Origin of the sequence: Serinicoccus shuyuelongi (genome assembly GCF_045032955.1) — a bacterium.
Taxonomy (GTDB): domain Bacteria; phylum Actinomycetota; class Actinomycetes; order Actinomycetales; family Dermatophilaceae; genus Ornithinicoccus.
The window spans coordinates 130,456-152,739 of sequence record NZ_JBJFZU010000006.1 but is presented as its reverse complement, the minus strand read 5'-3'; the positions used below and the strand labels follow the sequence as shown (position 1 = coordinate 152,739).

Below are 22,284 nucleotides of genomic sequence, written 5' to 3'. Positions count from 1 at the left end.
TCGGCAGACGCCGGTGCGCACCTGTGTGGGATGTCGATCCCGGGACGAACAGTCAGCACTGCTGCGGGTCGTCGCCCGCCCGGACGGATCCACCACCCGGTGGAGGATCCTGGTGGACGAGCGTCGACGCGAGCCGGGCCGTGGTGCCTACCTGCACCGTGACCCGCAGTGCCTGCGGTCCGCGATCACCCGTCGAGGTCTCACCCGCGCCCTCCGCCTGCCGGCGGGGAGCGAGGTGGAGCTGGCGGAGGTCGAGGAGCGGATGGCGCAGCAGAGCACGTGACAGTCTGACCGGGCCACCCGGCGCGGTCAGGAAGCAAGGGCGGGTCCGACCGGGCCTGTCATCGAGGACACCGGAAGCGGGTTTGACGCTGATGAGCACCCGATGAGTACTCAGCGATGAGCACCCAGCAGCACTAGTCACGGTCACCCCTGTGCGGGGCACGGCCGTGGCGCAACCACAAGGAGACACCACACCGTGCCAAAGCTCAGGGTTTACGAGCTCGCCAAGGAGCTCGGGGTCGAGAGCAAAGAGCTGCTCGCCCACCTGAAGACCCAGGGAGAGTTCGTGAGGTCGGCGTCGTCGACCATCGAGCCCCCCGTGGTCCGCAAGATCCGGGAGAACCCGCCGGCCGCCGCGAAGGGCGCCGACGAGGACACCAAGGCTCCCGCCACCAAGCCCGGCCCGCAGGCCGCTGCCCCGAAGGCGCCGACCCCCGGTCCGGCGCGCCCCAGCAGTCCGCAGCCCGGCCCGAAGAAGCCGGCAGCCACACCGGCCCCGGCCGCCAGCGAGGAGCCGAAGCGCCCCGCGCCCCGGCAGGCCGAGCCCGCCAGCCCCGAGCCGACGCCCGGCGCGCCGACCGAGCAGGCCGCCACGCCGAAGCCGGCGACCCCCGGCCCGGCTCCCGCGGAGCCCACCCCGGCCGCTCCCGCGGCCAAGGCCTCGCCGAAGAGCCCGCGTCCCGGCGTGAAGCCCGGGCCCCGACCGGGCAACAACCCGTTCAGCTCCAACCAGGGCATGGGCCAGTCCCGTGACCGGCGGGGCGGCCCGGACAGGTCGAGCGGGCAGGGCGGCTCCTCCGAGCGTCCGGCCAGCACCCGTCCCGGGAACAACCCCTTCGCGCCGAGCCAGGGTATGCCCCGTCCCGGTGGCAGCCGTGGTCCCGGCAGCGAGCGTCCGGCCGGGCCCGGTGGCCCGCGTCCCGGCGGCCCCCGCCCCAACCCGGGGATGATGCCCGAGCGCGCCTCCGTCCCCCGTCCGGGCGAGCGCCCGACCCGCGGTGGCGGCGGCGGTCGTGGACGTCCCGGCGGTGGCCCCGGTGGTGCACCCGCCGGCGGACCCGGTGGGTTCCGTGGCCCCGGCGGCCGCGGTGGCGGCCCCCGCGGACGCGGTGGCACGCAGGGTGCCTTCGGGCGCGGCGGCAGCAAGGTCCGCGGACGGAAGTCCAAGAGGGCCAAGCGTGCCGAGTTCGAGCAGATGCAGGCACCGAGCATCGGTGGCGTCAGCATCCCGCGCGGCAACGGCATGAGCATCACGGTCCGCCGCGGTGCCTCGCTCACCGACTTCGCGGACAAGATCAACGTCGACCCGGCATCGCTGGTGACCGTCCTGTTCCACCTGGGCGAGATGGCGACCGCGACGCAGTCGCTGGACGAGGACACCTTCTCGGTGCTCGGCTCCGAGCTGGACTACAACATCCGTGTGGTGTCCCCGGAGGAGGAGGAGCACGAGCTGCTCAGCTCCTTCAACATCGACCTCGAGGCAGAGGCCCAGGCAGAGGCCGACGAGGACCTGGTGGCCCGGCCGCCGGTTGTCACCGTCATGGGTCACGTGGACCACGGCAAGACGCGCCTGCTGGACGCCATCCGGCGGGTGGACGTCGCCGCCGACGAGGCGGGTGGCATCACCCAGCACATCGGTGCCTACCAGGTGCACACCGAGCACGAGGGTGCCGAGCGCGCCATCACGTTCATCGACACCCCGGGACACGAGGCCTTCACGGCCATGCGTGCCCGTGGCGCCAAGGTCACGGACATCGCCATCCTGGTGGTCGCCGCCGACGACGGCGTCATGCCGCAGACCATCGAGGCGTTGAACCACGCCCAGGCCGCGGACGTGCCGATCGTGGTCGCCGTCAACAAGATCGACGTGGAGGGTGCCAACTCGGCGAAGGTGCGCCAGCAGCTCACCGAGTACAACCTCATCGCCGAGGAGTACGGCGGCGAGACGATGTTCGTCGACGTGTCGGCCAAGAACGAGCTCAACATCGAGAGCCTTCTCGACGCCGTCCTGCTGACCGCGGACGCGGCGCTCGACCTGCGGGCCAACCCGAACAAGGACGCCCGTGGCGTGGCCATCGAGGCGAACCTGGACAAGGGCCGGGGTGCGGTCGCGACCGTGCTCATCCAGCAGGGCACCCTGCGGGTCGGGGACTCGATCGTCACCGGCTCCAGCCACGGTCGTGTGCGGGCCATGCTCGACGAGCACGGCAACAACCTGACCGAGGCGCCGCCGTCGCGTCCCGTGCAGGTGCTGGGTCTGGACACCGTGGCCCGGGCCGGCGACACCTTCGTGGTGCCGCCGGACGACCGGACCGCGCGGCAGATCGCCGAGAAGCGTGAGGCTGCCGACCGGCAGGCCGCGCTGGCCAAGTCGCGCAAGCGGATCAGCCTGGAGGACCTCAACCAGGCCCTGGCCCAAGGGAAGGTCGAGACCCTCAACCTCATCCTCAAGGGTGACGTCTCCGGTTCGGTGGAGGCGCTCGAGGACGCGCTGCTGCAGATCGACGTCGGCGACGAGGTCGACCTGCGGATCATCGACCGCGGTGTGGGTGCGATCACGATGAACAACATCAACCTCGCGGTCGCCTCGGACGCCATCATCCTGGGCTTCAACGTCCGGGCGGAGGGCCAGAACGCCGACTACGCCGACAAGGAAGGCGTGGAGATCCGGTACTACTCGGTGATCTACCAGGCCATCGAGGACATCGAGAACGCGCTGACCGGCATGCTGAAGCCGGAGTACCAGGAGTTCGAGACCGGGTCCGCCGAGATCCGCGAGATCTTCCGCAGCTCCAAGTTCGGCAACGTGGCGGGCTGCCTGGTCCGCGGTGGCGAGATCCGCCGTGGCGCCAAGGCGCGCATCACCCGTGCCGGCGTGGTCGTCACCGAGGGCCTGGAGATCGCTGGTCTGCGGCGCTTCAAGGACGATGTCACCGAGGTCCGCGAGGGCTTCGAGTGCGGCATCAACCTCGGGTCGTTCAACGACCTGCAGCCGGACGACCTGATCACCACCTACGAGATGCGGGAGATCCCCCGCAGCTGAGTGCCCAGGCACGCACGACCCCACAGGCCCGGACCCGCGACCGCGGGTCCGGGCGCTGCACCCCCACCCCCCCCCCCCCCCCCCCGCCCCCCCCCCCCCCCCCCCCCCCCGGGCCTGTGGTGGCACGGCACCGGACCGTCCCCGGACGGTCCGTAGGATGGACCTCGCCCGCGGCAGCGGGCCGAGACGACGAGACGACCGAGGAGGACCGCATGGTCGACCAGGCACGGGCGCGCAGGATCGCCGAGCGCATCAAGCAGCTGGTGACGCAGGGGCTCACCCAGGTGGTCAAGGACGAGCGGGTCGGCTTCATCACCATCACCGACGTCCGGGTGACCGGTGACCTGCAGCACGCCAGCGTGTTCTACACCGTGCTCGGGACGCCGGAGGACCGCGAGACCGCGGCCGAGATCCTGGCGACCTACCGCGGACGGCTGCGCTCCTTCGTGGGCAAGGGCCTGGGGATCCGGCTGACCCCGAGCGTGGAGTTCATCCTGGACGCGCTGCCCGAGGACGCCCAGCACATGGACGAGCTGCTGCGGGAGGTGGCCGCCCGCGACGCCGAGCTGGCCGCGGCCCGGGCACGGGGCGACTTCGCCGGTGAGCCGGACCCCTACCGCAAGCCGCGCACCGAGGAGGACGGGGACGCCCCCGACGCTCCCGACGCCCGATGACCCGGACGACCGAGGGGTCGATCGGTGACGGGCTGCTGGTCGTCGACAAGCCCTCCGGCTGGACCAGCCACGACGTCGTCGCCCGGGGGCGCCGGCTGTGCCGGACCCGCAAGGTCGGGCACGCCGGCACCCTGGACCCGATGGCCACCGGGGTGCTGGTCCTGGGCGTGGGCCGGGGGACCAAGCTGCTGACCTTCCTGGTCGGCAGCGACAAGGCCTACACGGCCACCGTCAGGCTGGGCCAGCAGACCCTCACCGACGACGCGGAGGGGGAGGTGACCGGCGGCCAGGACGCCTCCGGGCTGGACGAGGACCGGGTCCGGGCGGCGGTCGTGGACCTGACCGGCGACCTGCACCAGGTGCCGAGCGCGGTGAGCGCCATCAAGGTGCAGGGACGCCGCTCCTACGCCCGGGTCCGCTCCGGCGAGGAGGTGGAGCTGCCAGCACGGCCGGTGCGGGTCTCCCGCTTCGAGGTGCTCGCCACCCGACGGCACGGCGGGCTGCTGGACGTCGACGTGCAGGTCGAGGTGTCCTCCGGGACCTACGTCCGGGCCCTGGCCCGGGACCTGGGCGCCGCCCTCGGGGTCGGCGGCCACCTGACCGCGCTGCGCCGCACCAGGGTCGGTGGCATCACCCTGGAGCACGCTGCGACCCTCGAGCAGCTCGAGGGCCTGCATGCCGGCGCCGACGCCGGGGCCGGTGCTGGCGTGGGGGAGCGGCTGGTGGACCTGGCCACCGCGGCCCGGGCCGCCTTCCCCGTCCGTGAGCTCAGCGAGCCCGAGGCGCGGGCGCTCGGGTTCGGTCAGCGCATACCCTCCGCCGTCCCCGGCCGTGCCGACGCGGTGGCGGCCATCGGCCCGGACGGCACCCTGGTCGCGATGCTGGACGAGTCCGGCGAGCGGGCACGACCGCACGTGGTCCTGGCACCGGCCGGCGCCGGTTAGAGTGACGCCCGTGCATCGCTGGACCAGCCTGGAGGACGTCCCGGCCGACCTCGGCCCGACCCTCGCCACCCTCGGCAACTTCGACGGGGTGCACCGGGGGCACCGCGCCGTGCTGGAGACGGTCACCACGATGGCCCGCGAGCGGGGTCTGGTCTCGGTCGCGGTCACCTTCGACCCGCACCCGGTCGCGGTCCTGCACCCGGACCGCGCACCGCAGGAGATCGCGGGCCTGGAGCACCGGCTCGACCTGCTCGAGGAGGCCGGGCTCGACGCGGTGGTCGTCATCGAGTTCACCAAGGAGTATGCCCGCGCCTCCCCCGAGGACTTCGTCGTGGAGACCTTCGTGGACGGGCTGCGGGCCGAGGTGGTGGTGGTCGGCCAGGACACCCGGTTCGGCCTGCACAACAGCGGAGACGTCTCCACCATGCGCGAGCTGGGTGCCCTGCACGGCTTCGACGTGGTGGTCCAGGACACGGCCGGTGACCTCGACGGTGGCGAGCGCAGCTGGTCATCGACCGCCCTCCGGCAGGCGCTGGCCGACGGGGACGTCGCCGCTGCCGCCGAGATCCTGGCCCGGCCGCACCGGGTCTCCGGGGAGGTCGTGCACGGCCACCACCGGGGCCGCGAGCTCGGCTATCCCACCGCCAACCTGGCCCACGAGAGCGAGGGGATGGTCCCCGCCGACGGGGTCTACGCCGGCTGGCTCGAGCGGCCCGAGGTCCCGGTGGGCCACCCGGACCGCCGGCTCCCGGCTGCGGTCTCGGTGGGCACGAACCCGACCTTCGACGACGTCGTCGAGCGGACGGTGGAGGCCTACGTGCTGGACAGGACCGATCTCGACCTCTACGGCGAGACGGTCCGGGTCGAGTTCGTGCAGCGGCTGCGGGGCAACGTGCGCTTCGGGTCGGTCGAGGAGCTGATGGCCCAGATGGGCCAGGACGTCGACCGCGCCCGGACCCTGCTGCTGCCCTGACCGTGCCGGACCTCGCGCAGCGGCTGCGCCGCACGGACTGGGCGCCCTTCGTCGCCGCCCTGGGGCTCAGCCTGGTGGGCGCCACGCTGGTCTGGTCGGCCACGCACACCTGGGCGGGACCCGCGCTGGCGGTCCGGCACCTGGTCAACACCGGCGTCGGCGTGGCCCTGGCCCTGGCGCTGGTCGCGATGGACGTGCGACGGCTGCGGGCCGCGGCGCTATGGTTCTACCTGGCGGGGGTGGCTGGCCTGGTGCTGGTCCTCACCCCGCTGGGGCAGACGGTGAACGGGTCACGGTCGTGGCTGTTCCTGCCCGGAGGCTTCTCGCTGCAGCCGGCGGAGCTGGCGAAGATCGGGGTGGTGGTGGGCCTGGCGATGATCCTGGCCGAGCCGCGGGACCCCTACGGCCCACCGCGGTGGCGCGAGGTGGTCCCGGCCTGGCTGCTGGCCGCCCTGCCGGTGGGGCTCATCATGCTGCAGCCCGACCTGGGCAGCGCCCTCGTGTTCACCGTGCTCACGCTGGTGATGATCGCCACCTCTGGGGCGTCCTGGCGGTGGACCGCGACGGCCCTGGCCGCGGCCGGGGCGCTGGTGGTGGCGGCGCTGCGGGTGCCGCTGCTCGACCCCTACCAGGTCGACCGTCTGCTGGCGTTCCGGGACCCGTCCCTGGACCCGGACGGCATCGGCTACCAGACCCGCCAGGCCAGGGCCGCGATCGGGTCCGGCGGCTGGACCGGCACCGGCCTCGGCGAGGGCCCGCAGACCCAGGGCGGGTTCATCCCGTTCCAGTACACCGACTTCATCTTCTCGGTGGCGGGGGAGGAGCTGGGCTTCGTCGGCTGCCTGGGCCTGGTGCTGCTGCTGGGGTTCCTCGTGGTCCGCTCCCTGCTCGTGGCGCTGCGCAGCGAGCACCGGTTCGCGCGGCTGGTCGCGGTGGGGGTGGCCTCCTGGTTCGCCTTCCAGATCTTCCAGAACATCGGGATGAACCTCGGCCTGATGCCGGTGACCGGGCTGCCGCTGCCGTTCCTGTCCTACGGCGGGTCGTCGATGCTGGCCTGCTGGTTGGCGCTCGGTCTGCTGGCGCTCTCCGGCGCGCCGGAGGCCCGTCCGGCCCGGTGACCTTGGATACCCGGTCCGGACCTGACAGGATGTCCCCCTCAGGACCATCCGACACAGGAGTTGCCATGGCCCGGCTCGTCGACGAGAACCCCGACCTCGCCCTGATCGACCAGCGTGTCCCCAGCGTGGGGCACCTCTTCCGGGACCGGGTCGCCGCGACCCCGGACGCGGACGCCTTCCTCTACCCCGACGGGGAGAGCTGGCCGGCGATCTCCTGGAGCGGCACCCGCGACCGGGCGTACGCGCTGGCGGCCGGCCTGATCGAGCTGGGGGTGCAGCCCGAGGAGCGGGTGGCGCTGGCCTGCTCGACCCGGATCGAGTGGGTCCTGGTGGACCTGGCGGTGATGTGCGCCGGGGCGGCGACCACCACCATCTACCCCACCACGCTCTCCGGTGACGTGGCCTTCATCATCACCGACTCCGGCAGCCGGGTCGTGGTGGCCGAGGACGACGAGCAGGTGGCCAAGGTCCTGGAGCACCGCTCCGAGCTGGGCGACGTGCTCAAGATCGTCGTCATCGACGGCGTGGGCGACGGCGGCGACGTCATCTCGCTGGCCGCGCTCGAGGAGCTGGGGCGGGCCAGGCTGGAGGCCGAGCCCGGGGTCGTGGACGCCCGGATCGACACCCTCACCGCCGACCACCTGGCCACCATCATCTACACCTCCGGCACCACCGGTCGTCCCAAGGGCGTCCGGCTGCCGCACTCGGCCTGGACCTACGAGGGGGCGGCCGTCGACGCGGTCCGGATCCTCAGCCAGGACGACCTGCAGTACCTGTGGCTGCCGCTGGCGCACGTCTTCGGCAAGATGCTGCTCGTGCTGCCGCTGCAGATCGGCTTCCCGACGGCGGTGGACGGGCGGGTGGACAAGATCGTCGCCAACCTGGCGGTCGTGCGCCCCACCTTCATGGGTGCCGCCCCGCGGATCTTCGAGAAGGCCTACGGCCGGATCACCACCACGGTGGCCGACGAGGGCGGGGTGAAGGCGAAGCTCTTCGGCTGGGCCGCCGGGGTCGGCACGGAGGTAGCGCAGATGCGCGCCTCCGGCGGGGAGCCGAAGGGTCTGCTCAAGCTCAAGCACGGGCTGGCCGACAAGCTGGTGCTCTCCAAGATCCGGGAGCGCTTCGGGGGCCGGATCCGGTTCTTCATCTCCGGCTCGGCCGCCCTCAACCACGACATCGCGCGCTGGTTCGACGCGATGGGGCTGACGATCATCGAGGGGTACGGGCTGACCGAGTCCAGCGCCGCCTCCATCGTCAACCGACCGCACCCGGGGGCCAACCGGATCGGCACCGTGGGCTGGCCGCTGCCGGGCACCGAGGTGCGGCTGGCGGAGGACGGGGAGCTGCTGATGCGCGGCCCCGGCGTCATGACCGGGTACCACCAGAACGACGAGGCCACGGCGGAGGCCCTGCAGGACGGGTGGCTCGCCACCGGGGACATCGCCGAGATCGACGACAGCGGGCACGTCCGGATCACCGACCGCAAGAAGGACCTCTTCAAGACCTCCGGCGGCAAGTACGTCGCCCCCTCCCGGATCGAGTCGCTCTTCAAGGGGACCTGCCCCTACGCCAGCCAGCTCATCGTCGAGGGCGACGGACGCAACTTCGTCTCCGCGCTGATCACGCTGGACCCGGACGCCATCACCGGGTGGGCGGCCAAGAACGGTATGGCCGGCGACTCGTATGCCCAGATCGTCACCTCCCAGGCGGCCCGGGACATGGTGCAGGGCTACGTCGACCAGCTCAACCAGCAGCTGGCCCGGCACGAGCAGGTCAAGCACTTCCACGTGCTCGACCACGACCTGTCCATCGAGGAGGGTGACCTGACCCCGAGCATGAAGCTCAAGCGTCGCGCGGTGACCCAGAAGTACCGGGCCGAGCTGGACCGCTTCTACACGGACTGAGCCCCGCCGCCGTGCACGGTGGTGACGAGCTCGCGGTAGCGGGCGCGCACCTCGTGCGCGGCGCTGCCCGGCCGGGCCTGCAGGCTGGCCGCCCGCGGCACCGGCCAGTCAGGCTGGTCCCCGCCGCGCAGCGTCCAGGCCGCCTGGCGGGCAGCTCCGAGAGCGACGTACTCGGCCGGCTCGGGAACCACCACCGGGACCTCCAGCAGGTCGGCCGCGATCTCCCGGACGGCGCGTGAGGCCACCGCCCCACCGATCAGGTGGACCCGCTGGACGTCGACGCCCTCGCGCTGCAGCGAGTCGATCCCGGCGCCGACCCCGAGCAGCATCCCTTCGACCAGGCAGCGGGCCACGTTCTCCGGGGTCAGGTTCTCCCGGGTCATCCCGGAGAGGGTGCCGGTGGCCTCGGGGAGGTTGGGGGTCCGCTCGCCGTCCAGGTAGGGGAGCAGGGTGAGTCCCTGCGCCCCCAGCGGCGCCGCCAGGGCCAGCCGTTCCAGGCCGGCCAGGTCGGTGCCCAGCATGGTGGCCCCGGCGCTGAGCACCCGGGCAGCGTTGAGGGTGCAGACCAGGGGGAGGAACTGCCCGGTGGCGTCGGCATACCCGGCCACCTCGCCGCGCACGTCGGCGCTCGGGGTGTGGTGCCGGGCGAACGCGGTGCCGCTGGTGCCCAACGACATCACGACGTCCCCGGGCGTCAGCCCCAGCCCCAGGGCCGCGGCGGCGTTGTCGCCGGTGCCCGGGCCGACGACGGCCCCGGCGCCGGTGGTGCCGGCGCTCTCGGTAGGCCCCAGCACCTGTGGCAGGTCCAGGTCCCGGCCGATCGCCAGCCGGACCAGCTCCTGGTCGTAGTCCCCGGTGGCGGCGCTGAAGTAGCCGGTCCCGGAGGCGTCCCCCCGGTCGGTGGTCCACCCGCCCGGTCCGCCACCCAGCCGTCGCCGGATCTGACCGGTCAGCCAGTCGTGCGGCAGCACGCAGGTGGCGGCCCGCGCCAGGTGCTCGGGCTCGTGCTCCGCGACCCACCGCAGCTTGCTCACCGTGATCGCCGCCAGCGGCACGACCCCGGTGCGGTCCGCCCAGGCCCGGGGCCCGCCGAGCTCGGCCACCAGGTCCTGCGCGCTCCGGGCGGACCGGGTGTCGTTCCACAGCAGCGCCGGGCGGACCACCGCGTCGTCCTCGTCCAGCAGCACCATGCCGTGCTGCTGCCCACCGACGGCGATGGCCTCCACGCCGTCCAGCAGGCCACCGGCGGTGGCCTCCTCGAAGGCGCTCCACCAGTGCTCCGGGTCCACCTCGGTGCCGCTCGGGTGCTGCCCGCGCCCCTGGCGCACCACCTCTCCGCTGTCCGCGTCGCAGACGACGACCTTGCAGGCCTGGGTGGAGGTGTCGACGCCGGCGACGAGGGTCAGGTCAGGTCCAGTCATGGTCCTCGAGTGTGGCACGGGCACCGTCGGTGCGCAGCCGGGTCAGGAAGTGGGTGTAGGGCTGGGTGAAACGTTCCTGCTGGGCCAGGTCACCGAAGAAGGTCTCGTCCCGCAGGAAGGCCAGCGCGTCCTCCTGCTGGGCCGCGGCGGCGGCCATCACCCGGTCCCGGTGCCGGTCCACGACCTCGATCGGCTCGCCCTGCTCGTCCACGCCCTCGGCGTAGCGGGCCCAGGAGGCGACCACGAGCGCGCACCGCTCGAGCGGTCCGTCGTGCTCCAGCTGGTGGCGGATGACCGGCACCAGCCACTTGGGGATGCGGTCCGAGCTCTCGGCGCACAGCCGGGCCAGGGTGTCGCGCACCTCGGGGTTGGCGAACCGCTCGATGAGGGTATGACGGTAGGCGGCCAGGTCGACGTCCGGCACCTCGGGCAGCGTCGGTGTCCCCTCGTGCTCCATGTAGCCGAGCAGGAAGTCGACGAAGAGCGGGTCCTGGCACACCTCGTGGGCGTAGCGGTAGCCGGACAGGTAGCCCAGGTAGCACAAGGCCTGGTGCCCGGCGTTGAGCAGCCGCAGCTTCATCAGCTCGTAGGGCACCACGTCGTCCACCAGCTGGACGCCGACCTCCTCGAACGCGGGACGTCCGGTGGGGAAGTGGTCCTCGAGCACCCACTGGGTGAACGGCTCGCACACCACCGGCCACTGGTCGGCGACGCCGAACCGGGTGGCCAGGGCCTCGATGTCCTCCGGCGTGGTGACCGGGGTGATCCGGTCGACCATGGCGTTGGGGAAGGCCACCTGCTCGCCCATCCAGGGCGCCAGCGCGGGACCGTCCGCCGCCTCGTCCTGCAGCGCGGCGAAGGCGGTCAGCATGGCCGCGGCCACGTCGCCGTTGCCCGGCAGGTTGTCGCAGGACATCACCGTGAAGGCCGGGGTTCCTGCGGCCCGCCGGCGGCGGAGCGCCTCGGTGATGAAGCCGAAGGCGCTGCGCGGCGCCCCGGGGTCGGCGATGTCCGCCTGCAGCGCGTCGTCCTTCGGGTCGAACTCGCCGGTGACCTGGTTGACGTGGTAGCTGCCCTCGGTGATGGTCAGGCTGACGATCCGGACGTCCGGGTCGGTCAGCCGGTCGAGCACCGCCCCGGGGTCCTCGGGGGCGAAGAGGTAGTCGCACAGCGAGCCGACCACCCGCGGCTCCAGGTGGCCGTCGGGGTGCTTGACCACCAGCGTGTACAGGCAGTCCTGGGCCTGCAGGGCGTCCCGCATGCGGGCGTCACCGGGCATCGTGCCCACGCCGACGATCCCCCAGCCGAAGGCCTCGTCCACGCCGTCCTCCAGCAGGGCGTCCAGGTACATCGCCTGGTGCGCCCGGTGGAAGCCGCCGACCCCGAAGTGCACGATCCCCGGCGACAGGCGGGAGCGGTCATACCCCGGCCTGGCCACCTCCGTCGTGACCTGCGACAGCGTCTCCTCGCTGAGCGGGATGGCCGGGCTCACTTCACTGCTCCCATGGACAGACCCTGCACCAGCTTGTCCTGCGCCGCAAAACCGGCTGCCAGGACCGGCAGCGAGACGATGAAGGAGGCGGCGCAGACCTTGGCCAGGAAGAGGCCCTGGCTGGTGACGAAACTGGTCAGGAAGACCGGGGCGGTGGTGGCCACCGTGCTGGTCAGCACCCGGGCCAGGAGCAGCTCGTTCCAGCTGAAGATGAAGCAGATCAGCGCGGCTGACGCGATCCCGGGCATCACCACGGGCGCGATGACGGTCCGCAGCGTGGTGATCAGCCCGGCCCCGTCGACCTGGGCGGCCTCCAGCATCTCCACCGGCACCTCGGCCAGGAAGGACTGCAGCATCCACACCGCGATCGGCATGTTCATCGAGGTGTAGAGGATGATCAGCAGCCAGATGTTGTCCAGCAGGTTCGTCGCCGAGGCGAAGAGGTAGATCGGCAGGATGCCGGCCACGATCGGCAGCATCTTGGTGGAGAGCATGAAGAACAGGACGTCCGTCCACTTCTTCACCGGACGGATGGACAGCGCGTAGGCCGCCGGGAAGGCCAGCAGCAGCACCAGGATGGTGGAGACCACGCTGGCGGTCAGCGAGTTCAGCAGCGGCGGCCAGGGGCCGGCCGCGAAGAAGGCGCGGTAGCCCTCCAGGCTGACCGGGGCGAAGAGCTCGGGCGGGTTGCTCGCGGCGCTCGTCTCGGGGCGGAAGGAGACGAGCACCATCCACAGCACCGGGAAGAAGAAGAGGAACCCGACGACCCAGGCCAGCACGGTGAGGAAGGTGCCCCGCCGCGGCTTCCGGGCGTGCGTGTAGGCGGCGCCGCCGGTTGCCCGGTCACGGGTCCCGGTGTCGGCGCTGGGCGACTGCGAGGTGGTGCTCATCGGCCTTCCTCCTTGAAGATGGCGAACGCGGTGCGCAGGGCGAACATGGCGACGACGAGGGTGCCGACCACGGTCACCACGCCGGCCGCGGACGCACGTCCGTAGTCCTGAGCGGTGTAGAAGGTCTGGTAGATGAAGTAGGGCAGGTTCGCCGTGCCGGTCGCGCCGGCGGTGATGGTGAAGACGTGGTCGAAGTTCTGCACCACGTAGATCGTCCCGAGCAGGGTGCTCAGCTCGATGTACTGGCGCAGGTGGGGCAGGGTCATGCTGGTGAAGATCCGGAACTCCGAGGCACCGTCGATCCGGGCGGCCTCGACCACGTCCAGCGGTCGGCTCTGCAGCCCGGCCAGCAGGATGAGCATCATGAACGGGGTCCACTGCCAGACCAGGGCGGCGACCAGCGCCGGCAACGGCATCGAGCCCACCCAGTCGGGCTGCGGGGCGTCGTCCCCCAGGACCAGCGTGAGCAACCCGTTGAACAGGCCGTACTCCGGGTTGTAGAGCGCGTGCTTCCAGAGCAGCGCCGCCGCGATCGGGACCACGAGGAAGGGCGCGATCATCATCGTCCGGACGATGCCCTGGCCGCGGAACTTGCGGTCCAGCAGCAGCGCGATGGCCAGCCCGAGGGCCAGGCTGATGAGCACCGTGGCCACCGTGATGAGGATGGTGACCAGGACCGCGGAGCGCGCGTTCACGTCGGTGAACACCCGGGCGAAGTTCGCGAACCCGGCGAACCCGCGCTCGTCGGGGTAGTACGCGTTCCAGTTCATGAACGAGATGACGATGGTGCCCAGGAACGGCAGCTGCGTCATCACGATGACGAAGATCAGGGCCGGCAGCAGTGGGAGCCGCCGCTGCCAGGAGGAGGACCGGGTGCGTCGCCGCTGGGCCGGGGTGCCCGCCCCGGTGGTCCCCTGCTCCGGGTTGGTGTCGGTGGTGGTGCTCATCCCTGTGCCCTCTCCTCGTACCGTTCCGAGATGTCCTCGGCGACGCGCTGCCCGCGTTCCAGGGCTTCCTCCACGCTCATCCGCCCGGCGATGGCCGCGCTGATGTCCTGGCTGACCTGGGTGCCCAGGTCCGGGAACTCGGGGATGCCGACGAACTGGACACCGATCGCCGGCCGCGGCTGCACCCCGGGGTTCTCAGGATCCGCGGACTCGATCGCCGCCCGGGTCGCCTCCGCGAACGGGCCGGCCTCCTCGAGGTAGGCCTCGTTGTCGTAGGTCGAGGAGCGCTTGCCGGCCGGGACCCGGGACCAGCCGAGCTCCTCGCCGACCAGCTCCTCGTACTCCGCGCTGGAGGCCCAGGAGACGAACTCCCAGGCGTCGTCCTGGTTCTCGCTGGCCTCCTGGATCGCCCAGGACCAGGCGTAGAGCCAGCCGGCGCTGTCGGTGTCCTTCACCGGGGCGGGGGCGTAGCCGATGAGGTCCTTGACCGGCGAGTCCGGCGCCTCCAGCGACCCGGCCGCCGAGGTGGCGTCGTACCACATGGCCGAGTTGCCCTGCTGGAGGTTGTTCAGGCACTCCACGAACCCTGAGGCGGGGGCACCGTTCTGCCCGTGCTCGCGGACCAGGTCCACGTAGAAGTCGACGGCCTCGGTGAACTCGGGGGAGTCGATCCGCGGGGTCATGTCCTCCTCGAACCAGGTGCCGCCGTAGGTGTTGACCACCGTGGTCAGCGGGGCGATCACCTGGCCCCATCCCGGTTGGCCGCGCAGGCAGATGCCGCTCATCCCCGGCTCGGCACCGTCGACCCGGGCGGCGATCTCCGCGACCTCGTCCCAGGTGGGCCGCTCGGGCATGGTCACACCCTCCGCCTCGAGCACGTCCTGGCGGTACATCAGGAAGGAGGACTCGCCGTAGAACGGGATGCCGTAGGCGACCCCGTCGTCCGAGAGCGAGGTCCGCATCGGCTCCAGGATGTCGTCGAAGTCGAACTCCTCGTCCTGGGCGGTGAAGTCGTCGAGCGGGGCGACCCAGCCGGCGCGGGCGTAGATCGGGATCTCGAAGTTGGACAGCGTCGCGACGTCGTACTGACCCGCCTGGCTGCTGAACTCCTGGCTGATCTTGTCCCGGACGTCGTTCTCGGGGAGCACGGTGAAGTTCACCGAGATCCCGGTCTCCGCCGTGAAGTGCTCGGCCGTGAGGCTCTGCAGGTCCACCATCTGCGGATTGTTGACCATGAGCACGTTGATCGAGTCGGGACCCCCGCCGCCGATGCCTCCACCTCCCCAACCGGCGCAGGCGGTGGTGGTGAGAGCGATGCACGAGGTGGCGACCACGGCAAGGCTTCGTGGCGGCACGGACTTCTTTGTCAAACCGACCCTCCAGAACAGGTGCACATATGAGCGCAAAAGTGTGCACGGATGAGTATGCTCATCACATCGGATCGCTGCCGTGCTGTCAAGACCGTCGGCGGTGGGTCAGCAGGGTGTGGACCGAGCACGACGACGTGAGGAGAGGCGAGGATGGCCCAGGAACGCTCCGACGACGACCTGATGCTCGCGGTCGCGGTGGCCCGTCGGCACTACGAGCAGGGTCAGGCCAAGACGGACATCGCCGAGGCGCTGGGGATCAGCCGCTTCAAGGTGGCCCGGTTGCTGGACCTCGCCCTGGAGTCAGGGGTGGTGCGGATCGAGATCGTCGAGCCCGAGCCGAGGGGCGGCGGGCTGGCCGACGAGCTGATGGACCGCTTCGGGCTGACCCGGTGCGCGGTGGTGCCGATGTCCTCGACCGCCCCTGAGGTCCGCGGCGAGGTGGGCGCCGCGGCAGCGCGGCTGCTGGGCGACACCGTCCGCGAGGGAGACGTGCTCGGGCTGCCCTGGAGCCGCACCGTGCACGACATGGTGTATGCCCTCGAGAGCCTCCCGAAGGTGCCCATCGTGCAGCTCAGCGGGGCGCTGGCGACCACCCGGGAGGACTCCAGCGCGGTGGACCTGGTGCGCCGCGCCGGCAGGATCGCCGGAGGAGGGCGTCAGGTCTTCTTCGCGCCGCTGCTGATGCCCGACGCCGCGGCCGCGCACGCGGTCCGCCGGGACGCCGCGGTGAGCGACACCCTGGCATCCGCCGGCGACGTGACGGTCGCGATGGTCGGTGTCGGTGCATGGGGCCCGGGCGGCTCGACCATCTACGACATGCTGGACGAGGAGTGCCGGAACGAGATCACCGACCAGGGCGTGGTGGGGGAGGCGGTGGGCACCTGCTTCGACGCCGACGGCCGGCTGGTCACCACCTGCCTGTCCGAACGGCTCATCGCGCTGGGCCCGGAGCAGCTGCGTGACATCCCGCAGGTCATCGCGATCGCCCACGGACCGGGCAAGGTGGCGGCGGTGCGGGCGGCGATGGCCGGAGGGCTGATCAGCGGCCTGGTCACCACGCACGACACCGCGCGGACACTGCTGGGGTGAGTCCGGCGGCTAGGCCGGTGCGGGCCCGTCGATCCGGCGGGCCCGGATGATCCCCTCGATCGCCAGGATGTCGTCCTTGAGGCCGTCGCGGACCTCACCCTCGACGTCGACCAGGGTGTAGGCCACCTCGCCCTTGGACCGGTTGGTGAACTCCGCCACGTTGAGCCCGGCGTCGGCCAGGGCGGCGGTGATCTGACCGATCATGTTGGGCTTGTTCTCGTTGAAGATGCCCAGCCGGGTGGTGCCCGGGGTGCGCGCCATCACCACCTCGGGGAAGTTCACCGAGTTGCGGATGTTCCCGTGCAGCAGGTAGTCCGCCAGCTGCTCGGCCGCCATCACCGCGCAGTTGTCCTCCGCCTCACCGGTGGAGGCGCCCAGGTGCGGCAGGGTGATGACCCGCGGGTGCACCGCACCCTGCTCGCTGGGGAAGTCGTTGACGTAGGAGTGGAGCTGACCGGAGTCGAGCGCCTCCAGGACCGCCTGCTCGTCGACGACACCGCCACGGGCGAAGTTGAGCACCACCCCGCCGGGGCGCATCATCGCGATCCGCTGGGCGTCCACCAGGCCCCGGGTGGCCTCGATCAGCGGCACGTGCAGGGTGATCATGTCGGACCGGGAGAACAGCTCCTCGACGCTGGTGACCTGCTCGATGTTGGGGGAGAGCTGCCAGGCCCGCTCGACGGTGATGGCCGGGTCGTAGCCCAGCACCCGCAGGCCGAGCGACTGGGCCGCGTTGGCGACCAGCACGCCGATCGCACCGAGGCCGATGACCCCGAGGGTGCGGCCGGGCAGCTCGTAGCCGGCGAACTGCTTCTTGCCGGCCTCGACCTGGGTGTCCAGCTCGGAGCCGGACAGACCCTGCTCGGCGACCAGCGCCCGGGTGTAGTCGGCCGCGTGGTAGAGGTTGCGGGCCGCCAGCAGCATGCCGGCGATGACCAGCTCCTTGACCGCGTTGGCGTTGGCGCCCGGGGTGTTGAACACCGGGATGCCGCGCGCCGCCAGGGCGTCCACCGGGATGTTGTTGGTGCCGGCGCCGGCGCGGGCCACCGCGTAGAGGGAGGACGGGACCTCGTAGGAGTGCAGGTCCGCCGAGCGCAGCAGGATGCCTCGCGGTGCGGCGATGTCGGTGCCCAGGTCGAACACGTCGCGGTCGAGCCGCTGCAGGCCGACCGGGGAGATGGCGTTGAGGGTCTGGATGGCGAAGGTGCTCATGTCTGGGTGCTCAGCCGTTCTGCTGCTCGAAGTCGGTCATGAAGTCGACCAGGGCCTGGACGCCCTCGATCGGCATGGCGTTGTAGATGCTGGCGCGCATCCCACCGACGCTGCGGTGGCCGGCCAGCCCGGACAGACCGGCCTCGGCGGCGGCCGCCACGAAGGGCTTCTCCAGCGCCGGGTCCGGCACCAGGAACGGCACGTTCATCCAGGAGCGTGCCCGGGGCGCGACCGGGTTGGAGTAGAAGTCGGAGCGGTCGATGGTGCCGTAGAGCAGGTCCGCCTTGGCGCGGTTGCGCTCGCCCATCGCACTCACCCCGCCCTGCTCCTCCACCCACTCGAGGACCAGGCCGACCAGGTACCAGGCCAGCGTGGGCGGGGTGTTGAGCATCGAGTCGGCCTTGTCCATGGCCGCCCAGTCCAGCGCGGCGGGGACGTCCGGCCGGGCGTGCCCGAGCAGGTCGCGGCGCACGATGACGACGCACAGGCCGGAGGGGCCGAGGTTCTTCTGCGCTCCGGCGTAGACCACGCCGTAGCGGCTCACGTCCATCGTGCGGGACAGGATCGTCGAGCTGGCGTCGGTGACGACCGGCACGGTGCCGGCCTCGGGGACGTACGGGAACTCGACCCCGCCGATCGTCTCGTTCAGCGTGTGGTGCAGGTAGGCCGCGTCCGGGGCCACCTCGAAGGAGCCCTCCGTCGGGACGTCGGCGTAGCGCGAGTCCTTCTCGTCCGCCAGCACCCGGACATCGACGTACTTGCGGCCCTCCTCGATCGCCTTGGCCGACCACGACCCCGTGTTCAGGTATGCCGCGTGCCGGTCGGGGGAGGCCAGGTTCAGCGGGACCGCGGAGAACTGTCCGGTCGCCCCTCCCTGCAGGAAGAGCACCGCGTAGTCGTCGGGCACCGAGAGGAGGGAGCGCATCCGCGCCTCTGCGGCAGCGGCGATGCCGACGAACTCCGGGCTGCGGTGCGACATCTCCATCACCGACATCCCGGAACCGTGCCAGTCGGTCATCTCGGACCGGGCCTGCTCGAGGACCGGGAGGGGCATGGTGGCTGGGCCGGCGGAGAAGTTGTAGACGCGCACGATGACCCACCGTACCGGCACCTGCGGCGGGCGCGCCGGGGTGGTCGCCCCGGCGTGGTGTGCGATACTCGGTCCTGGTCGAGCGACGTCCCACAGCGTCGCCCGGCTCGGTAGGAGCCCTCGCGGTGCGGCCACGGTCGGCACGCGCGACGCCACAGGACGCGTCGAAGAGGTTTCGCCGCGCCGTGAGGGTGCCGCGCTGGAACGCGAGCCGCCACGGTGGACGGATGACTTCCGTCGCGGTCGACCGGTCGCGGCGACACAGCACCCGCGCTGCGCGGGCAGTGGGCTCGGACAGGGGCCCGGATGTGGACTGAACCCGTGCGGCCTGGAAGGACACCCAGTGTCTGACGAACGCACCACCCCCGACACGGACGCCGCCGGGACCGAGGACGTGCCCGTCGTGGCCGTCGCTGCGGACCCGCAGGCCGAGGAGCCCGAGCTGCCGGAGCAGGAGTCGCCGGAGCAGGACGAGCCGGCACCCGCCGCCGCGGCCTCCTCCTTCGGCCTGGTGTTCCAGGCGCCCGACCTGAGCGACCTGCCGAAGAGGCGGTCGCGCCGTGCCACGGTCGCCGCTTCCGCCCCGCCGGAGCGTGGCCAGCAGCCCGCCGCGGAGGACGAGCAGGAGGCCCGCCGGCCGGACGGCGCCGCCGAGCAGGCCCGGCGTCGTCGTGGCGCCGGCGGCAGCAACGACGACGGTGCCGGCGACGTGCGGGACGACGACAACGACACCGGTGACGACACGGACGACGAGTCCGGCGGTCGGGGCAGGCGCCGGCGTCGCGGCGGCAAGGGTCGACGCTCCCGTTCCGGTGGCGGCGACGCCGGTGACTCCGTGGAGTCGTCGGAGTCCGGCGACCAGCCGTCGACCGAGCAGGAGGGCGACCAGGGAGGTCGTCGTCGCCGGGGCGGCCGCCGGGACGCGACCGGCAACGACAACGGCAAGGGCCAGCAGCCCGACGCCGCCGGTCGGGGCGATAACGACGGCGACGGGGGCGGCGAGTCCGAGTCCGACACGGCGGCCGGCACGAAGCGCCGTCGGCGCCGCAGCCGCAGCGGCAGCGAGCGGTCGGCCAAGGACGAGGTGACCTCGGTCAAGGGCTCCACCAGGCTCGAGGCGAAGCGGCAGCGACGTCGTGAGGGTCGCGAGGCGGGTCGCCGACGGACGATCATCACCGAGGCGGAGTTCCTCGCCCGGCGGGAGAGCGTCGAGCGGACGATGGTGGTGCGCGGGCTCGAGGACCGCACCCAGATCGCCGTGCTCGAGGACGGGGTGCCGGTGGAGCACTACGTGTCCCGCTCGGCGCAGACGACCATGGTCGGCAACGTCTACCTGGGCCGGGTGCAGAACGTGCTGCCCAGCATGGAGGCGGCCTTCGTCGACATCGGCAAGGGGCGCAACGCGGTCCTCTACGCGGGCGAGGTCAACTGGGACGCGGCCGGCCTGGAGGGCAACCAGCCCAAGCGCATCGAGAACGCCCTCAAGTCGGGCGAGTCCGTCCTGGTCCAGGTGACTAAGGACCCGATCGGTCACAAGGGCGCCCGGCTCACCTCCCAGGTGTCCCTGCCCGGTCGGTACCTGGTCTACGTCCCGGGCAACTCGATGACCGGGATCTCGCGCAAGCTGCCCGACACCGAGCGCACCCGGCTCAAGAAGATCCTCAAGGAGGTGGTGCCCAGCGAGGCCGGCGTGATCGTGCGGACCGCCGCCGAGGGTGCCTCCGAGGCGGAGCTGCGGGCCGACGTCGAGCGGCTCACCGCCACCTGGGAGCGCATCGACAAGAAGTCGGGCAGCGCCAACGCGCCGGTGCTCCTGCACGGTGAGGCCGACATGACGGTGCGGGTGATCCGCGACGTCTTCAACGAGGACTTCGCGAAGCTCGTCGTCTCCGGCGAGCAGGCCTGGAGCGAGGTCAAGCGCTACATCGACGACGTGGCGCCCGACCTGGCGCCGCGGGTGGAGAAGTACACCGGCACCTCGGACGTCTTCACCACCTACCGCGTGCACGAGGCGATCGCGAAGGCGATGGACCGCAAGGTGTGGCTCCCCTCGGGGGGTTCGCTGGTCATCGACCGGACCGAGGCGATGACGGTGGTGGACGTGAACACCGGCAAGTTCACCGGCTCCGGGGGCAACCTCGAGGAGACGGTGACGAAGAACAACATCGAGGCGGCCGAGGAGATCGTGCGGCAGCTGCGGCTGCGCGACATCGGCGGGATCATCGTCGTCGACTTCATCGACATGGTGCTGGAGAGCAACAGGGACCTGGTCGTGCGCCGCCTGCTGGAGTGCCTGGGCCGGGACCGGACCAAGCACCAGGTGGCCGAGGTCACCTCGCTCGGGCTCGTCCAGATGACCCGCAAGCGGGTCGGCTCCGGGTTGATCGAGGTCTTCTCCGAGACCTGCGTGCACTGCGCAGGTCGGGGGATCGAGGTGCAGACCGAGCCGGTCGGCAAGTCCGGGGGCGGTGGCGAGGACGCCGGTAACGGCGGTACGGGCGGCGGCGGTGCCAAGCGACGCGGCAAGGGTCGCAACGGCAACGGCAGCAGCTCCGGCAACGGGGCGGGATCCACCGAGCCGAAGAACGTGCTGCCCCCGCCCAACCCCAACGGACCGACGCCGGCGCAGATCGCGGCGGCCGCGCACGCGGCCGCGCTCCAGGTGGGTGCCAGCAGCCAGACGGCCGACGCGGCCGCGCAGGCGGTCGCCACCGAGGCCGTGGAGCCGGACGTCGTTCCGGAGGTCGTGCCCGACCCCGTGCCGGAGCCGGTCGCTGTGTCGGACGTCGTGCCGGAGGTCGTGCCCGACCCCGTGCAGGAGCCGGTCGCCGAGCCTGCACCGCCGGCCCCCAAGCGTCGTCGCCGAGGTCGTGTCGTCGCCCCCGCCGGCCCTCCGGTCGGCGAGGAAGAGCCCGGCTGAGTTTGGAGACCGGGCGGCCCGCGCGCTAGTCTGGTGCGTCGGTTCGCCCTGGTCTGTCGGGACGGGCTCTGAGGTACGACGCACCTGCGGCGGCTCGAGCACGTCTGACGAGGTCCCGGAGCTGTCAACCCCACTCGTAGCAGCAGAAAGTGAGTTCAACGTGTACGCGATCGTCCGTGCTGGCGGCCGCCAGGAGAAGGTCTCCGTCGGCGACGTCCTGACCATCGACAAGGTCGAGAGCCAGGCCGGCGAGACCGTCGAGCTCGCTCCCGTCCTGCTGGTCGACGGCTCCACGGTGACCACCGACGCCGGTGCCCTGGGCAAGGTCAAGGTCACCGCCGAGATCCTCGGTGCCACCAAGGGTCCGAAGATCATCATCCAGAAGTACAAGAACAAGACCGGCTACAAGAAGCGCCAGGGTCACCGTCAGCCGCTGACCCAGGTCAAGATCACCGCGATCGACGCCTGAGCGTCGGGCATACCCACAAGAGGAGCAGCAGATGGCACACAAGAAGGGTGCATCCTCGACCCGCAACGGTCGGGACTCGAACGCCCAGCGCCTCGGCGTGAAGCGCTTCGGCGGGCAGGTCGTCGGTGCGGGCGAGATCATCGTCCGGCAGCGCGGGACCCACTTCCACCCCGGTGAGGGGATCGGTCGGGGCAAGGACGACACGCTCTTCGCGCTGGTCCCCGGCGTGGTGGCGTTCGGCGCCAAGCGCGGCCGCAAGACCGTGAACATCGTCGCCGAGGCGGCGACCGTCGACGCCTGAGGCGCGACACCACACCCGTGACGCCGGTCCGCACCCCGTGACCGGCGCACCCGACGCCGGTGGGCTCGTCCCACCGGCGTCGTGCTGTCCCCGGGCGGACGTCCACCCCGACCGCCCCACCGGTCCGCGCCCCCGCGTGGACCGC

At 71.8% G+C, this 22,284-nt stretch carries 18 protein-coding genes; 11 read left to right on the top strand and 7 right to left on the bottom strand.

Annotated elements, in window-relative coordinates:
• Positions 1–25: 25 nt before the first annotated feature.
• From ACI3EY_RS09865 to ACI3EY_RS09835, 7 genes are all read left to right on the top strand, one after another.
• Positions 26–283: a YlxR family protein gene (locus ACI3EY_RS09865; RefSeq protein ID WP_405040293.1), complete on the top strand. Its 258-nt coding sequence runs from the start codon at positions 26–28 to the stop codon at positions 281–283.
• Positions 284–478: 195 nt separating this feature from the next.
• Positions 479–3,325, top strand: a complete 2,847-nt coding sequence (infB, locus tag ACI3EY_RS09860) for a translation initiation factor IF-2 (protein ID WP_405040292.1) — start codon at positions 479–481, stop codon at positions 3,323–3,325.
• Between the two features lie 212 nt (positions 3,326–3,537).
• Positions 3,538–3,999 (top strand): 30S ribosome-binding factor RbfA, encoded by a 462-nt coding sequence (gene rbfA, locus ACI3EY_RS09855; protein ID WP_405037527.1) that lies wholly within the window; start codon positions 3,538–3,540, stop codon positions 3,997–3,999.
• Positions 3,996–4,943 carry a tRNA pseudouridine(55) synthase TruB gene (truB, locus tag ACI3EY_RS09850; RefSeq protein WP_405040291.1) on the top strand — a complete coding sequence of 316 codons (948 nt, stop codon included), beginning with the start codon at positions 3,996–3,998 and terminating at the stop codon, positions 4,941–4,943. The genes rbfA and truB overlap by 4 nt, the downstream gene beginning before the upstream one ends.
• 10 nt (positions 4,944–4,953) lie before the next feature.
• Positions 4,954–5,916, top strand: a complete 963-nt coding sequence (locus ACI3EY_RS09845; RefSeq protein ID WP_405040290.1) for a bifunctional riboflavin kinase/FAD synthetase — start codon at positions 4,954–4,956, stop codon at positions 5,914–5,916.
• Between the two features lie 2 nt (positions 5,917–5,918).
• Positions 5,919–7,034 carry a rod shape-determining protein RodA gene (gene rodA, locus ACI3EY_RS09840; RefSeq protein ID WP_405037530.1) on the top strand — a complete coding sequence of 372 codons (1,116 nt, stop codon included), beginning with the start codon at positions 5,919–5,921 and terminating at the stop codon, positions 7,032–7,034.
• Positions 7,035–7,099: 65 nt separating this feature from the next.
• Positions 7,100–8,938: an AMP-dependent synthetase/ligase gene (locus ACI3EY_RS09835; RefSeq protein ID WP_405040289.1), complete on the top strand. Its 1,839-nt coding sequence runs from the start codon at positions 7,100–7,102 to the stop codon at positions 8,936–8,938.
• Here the strand turns inward: ACI3EY_RS09835 and xylB are convergent.
• From xylB to ACI3EY_RS09810, 5 genes are read right to left on the bottom strand one after another with little or no spacing between them, the layout of a single operon-like run.
• Positions 8,926–10,359 (bottom strand): xylulokinase, encoded by a 1,434-nt coding sequence (gene xylB, locus ACI3EY_RS09830; RefSeq protein WP_405037532.1) that lies wholly within the window; start codon positions 10,357–10,359, stop codon positions 8,926–8,928. The genes ACI3EY_RS09835 and xylB overlap by 13 nt on opposite strands.
• On the bottom strand, positions 10,346–11,851 hold the full coding sequence (locus ACI3EY_RS09825) for a mannitol dehydrogenase family protein (RefSeq protein ID WP_405040288.1): 1,506 nt from the start codon (positions 11,849–11,851) through the stop codon (positions 10,346–10,348). Before ACI3EY_RS09825 ends, xylB begins: the two co-directional genes overlap by 14 nt.
• Complete coding sequence (locus ACI3EY_RS09820; protein WP_405037534.1) at positions 11,848–12,741, bottom strand: carbohydrate ABC transporter permease; 894 nt, start codon at positions 12,739–12,741, stop codon at positions 11,848–11,850. The genes ACI3EY_RS09825 and ACI3EY_RS09820 overlap by 4 nt, the downstream gene beginning before the upstream one ends.
• Entirely contained in the window at positions 12,738–13,688 is a 951-nt protein-coding gene (locus ACI3EY_RS09815; RefSeq protein ID WP_405037535.1) for a carbohydrate ABC transporter permease, read from the bottom strand. Before ACI3EY_RS09815 ends, ACI3EY_RS09820 begins: the two co-directional genes overlap by 4 nt.
• Entirely contained in the window at positions 13,685–15,043 is a 1,359-nt protein-coding gene (locus ACI3EY_RS09810) for an ABC transporter substrate-binding protein (RefSeq protein ID WP_405040287.1), read from the bottom strand. Before ACI3EY_RS09810 ends, ACI3EY_RS09815 begins: the two co-directional genes overlap by 4 nt.
• A 165-nt stretch (positions 15,044–15,208) precedes the next feature.
• Here ACI3EY_RS09810 and ACI3EY_RS09805 point away from each other — a divergent pair, with 165 nt between their 5' ends.
• Positions 15,209–16,147, top strand: a complete 939-nt coding sequence (locus ACI3EY_RS09805) for a sugar-binding transcriptional regulator (protein ID WP_405037537.1) — start codon at positions 15,209–15,211, stop codon at positions 16,145–16,147.
• A 9-nt stretch (positions 16,148–16,156) separates the two neighbouring features.
• Here the strand turns inward: ACI3EY_RS09805 and ACI3EY_RS09800 are convergent, their stop codons facing one another.
• On the bottom strand, positions 16,157–17,359 hold the full coding sequence (locus ACI3EY_RS09800) for a phosphoglycerate dehydrogenase (protein ID WP_405040286.1): 1,203 nt from the start codon (positions 17,357–17,359) through the stop codon (positions 16,157–16,159).
• Positions 17,360–17,369: 10 nt separating this feature from the next.
• Positions 17,370–18,449, bottom strand: coding sequence for a 3-phosphoserine/phosphohydroxythreonine transaminase (serC, locus tag ACI3EY_RS09795; protein WP_405040285.1), 1,080 nt, complete (start codon positions 18,447–18,449; stop codon positions 17,370–17,372).
• Between the two features lie 343 nt (positions 18,450–18,792).
• Here serC and ACI3EY_RS09790 point away from each other — a divergent pair, with 343 nt between their 5' ends.
• The 3 genes from ACI3EY_RS09790 to rpmA all read left to right on the top strand — a co-directional run bounded on the left by ACI3EY_RS09790 (position 18,793) and on the right by rpmA (position 22,139).
• Positions 18,793–21,369, top strand: coding sequence for an Rne/Rng family ribonuclease (locus ACI3EY_RS09790; protein ID WP_405040284.1), 2,577 nt, complete (start codon positions 18,793–18,795; stop codon positions 21,367–21,369).
• Between the two features lie 160 nt (positions 21,370–21,529).
• Positions 21,530–21,838 carry a 50S ribosomal protein L21 gene (rplU, locus tag ACI3EY_RS09785; RefSeq protein WP_405037541.1) on the top strand — a complete coding sequence of 103 codons (309 nt, stop codon included), beginning with the start codon at positions 21,530–21,532 and terminating at the stop codon, positions 21,836–21,838.
• A 31-nt stretch (positions 21,839–21,869) separates the two neighbouring features.
• Entirely contained in the window at positions 21,870–22,139 is a 270-nt protein-coding gene (rpmA, locus tag ACI3EY_RS09780; RefSeq protein ID WP_405037542.1) for a 50S ribosomal protein L27, read from the top strand.
• The last annotated feature ends 145 nt before the right edge of the window (positions 22,140–22,284 follow it).

Excerpts from the sequence above, each read along its gene's own strand:
- rbfA (WP_405037527.1), top strand. The coding sequence starts at position 3,538 with ATGGTCGACCAGGCACGGGCGCGCAGGATCGCCGAGCGCATCAAGCAG.
- truB (WP_405040291.1), top strand. The coding sequence starts at position 3,996 with ATGACCCGGACGACCGAGGGGTCGATCGGTGACGGGCTGCTGGTCGTC.
- ACI3EY_RS09835 (WP_405040289.1), top strand. The coding sequence starts at position 7,100 with ATGGCCCGGCTCGTCGACGAGAACCCCGACCTCGCCCTGATCGACCAG.
- xylB (WP_405037532.1), bottom strand. The coding sequence starts at position 10,359 with ATGACTGGACCTGACCTGACCCTCGTCGCCGGCGTCGACACCTCCACC.
- ACI3EY_RS09820 (WP_405037534.1), bottom strand. The coding sequence starts at position 12,741 with ATGAGCACCACCTCGCAGTCGCCCAGCGCCGACACCGGGACCCGTGAC.
- ACI3EY_RS09815 (WP_405037535.1), bottom strand. The coding sequence starts at position 13,688 with ATGAGCACCACCACCGACACCAACCCGGAGCAGGGGACCACCGGGGCG.
- ACI3EY_RS09805 (WP_405037537.1), top strand. The coding sequence starts at position 15,209 with ATGGCCCAGGAACGCTCCGACGACGACCTGATGCTCGCGGTCGCGGTG.
- ACI3EY_RS09800 (WP_405040286.1), bottom strand. The coding sequence starts at position 17,359 with ATGAGCACCTTCGCCATCCAGACCCTCAACGCCATCTCCCCGGTCGGC.
- rpmA (WP_405037542.1), top strand. The coding sequence starts at position 21,870 with ATGGCACACAAGAAGGGTGCATCCTCGACCCGCAACGGTCGGGACTCG.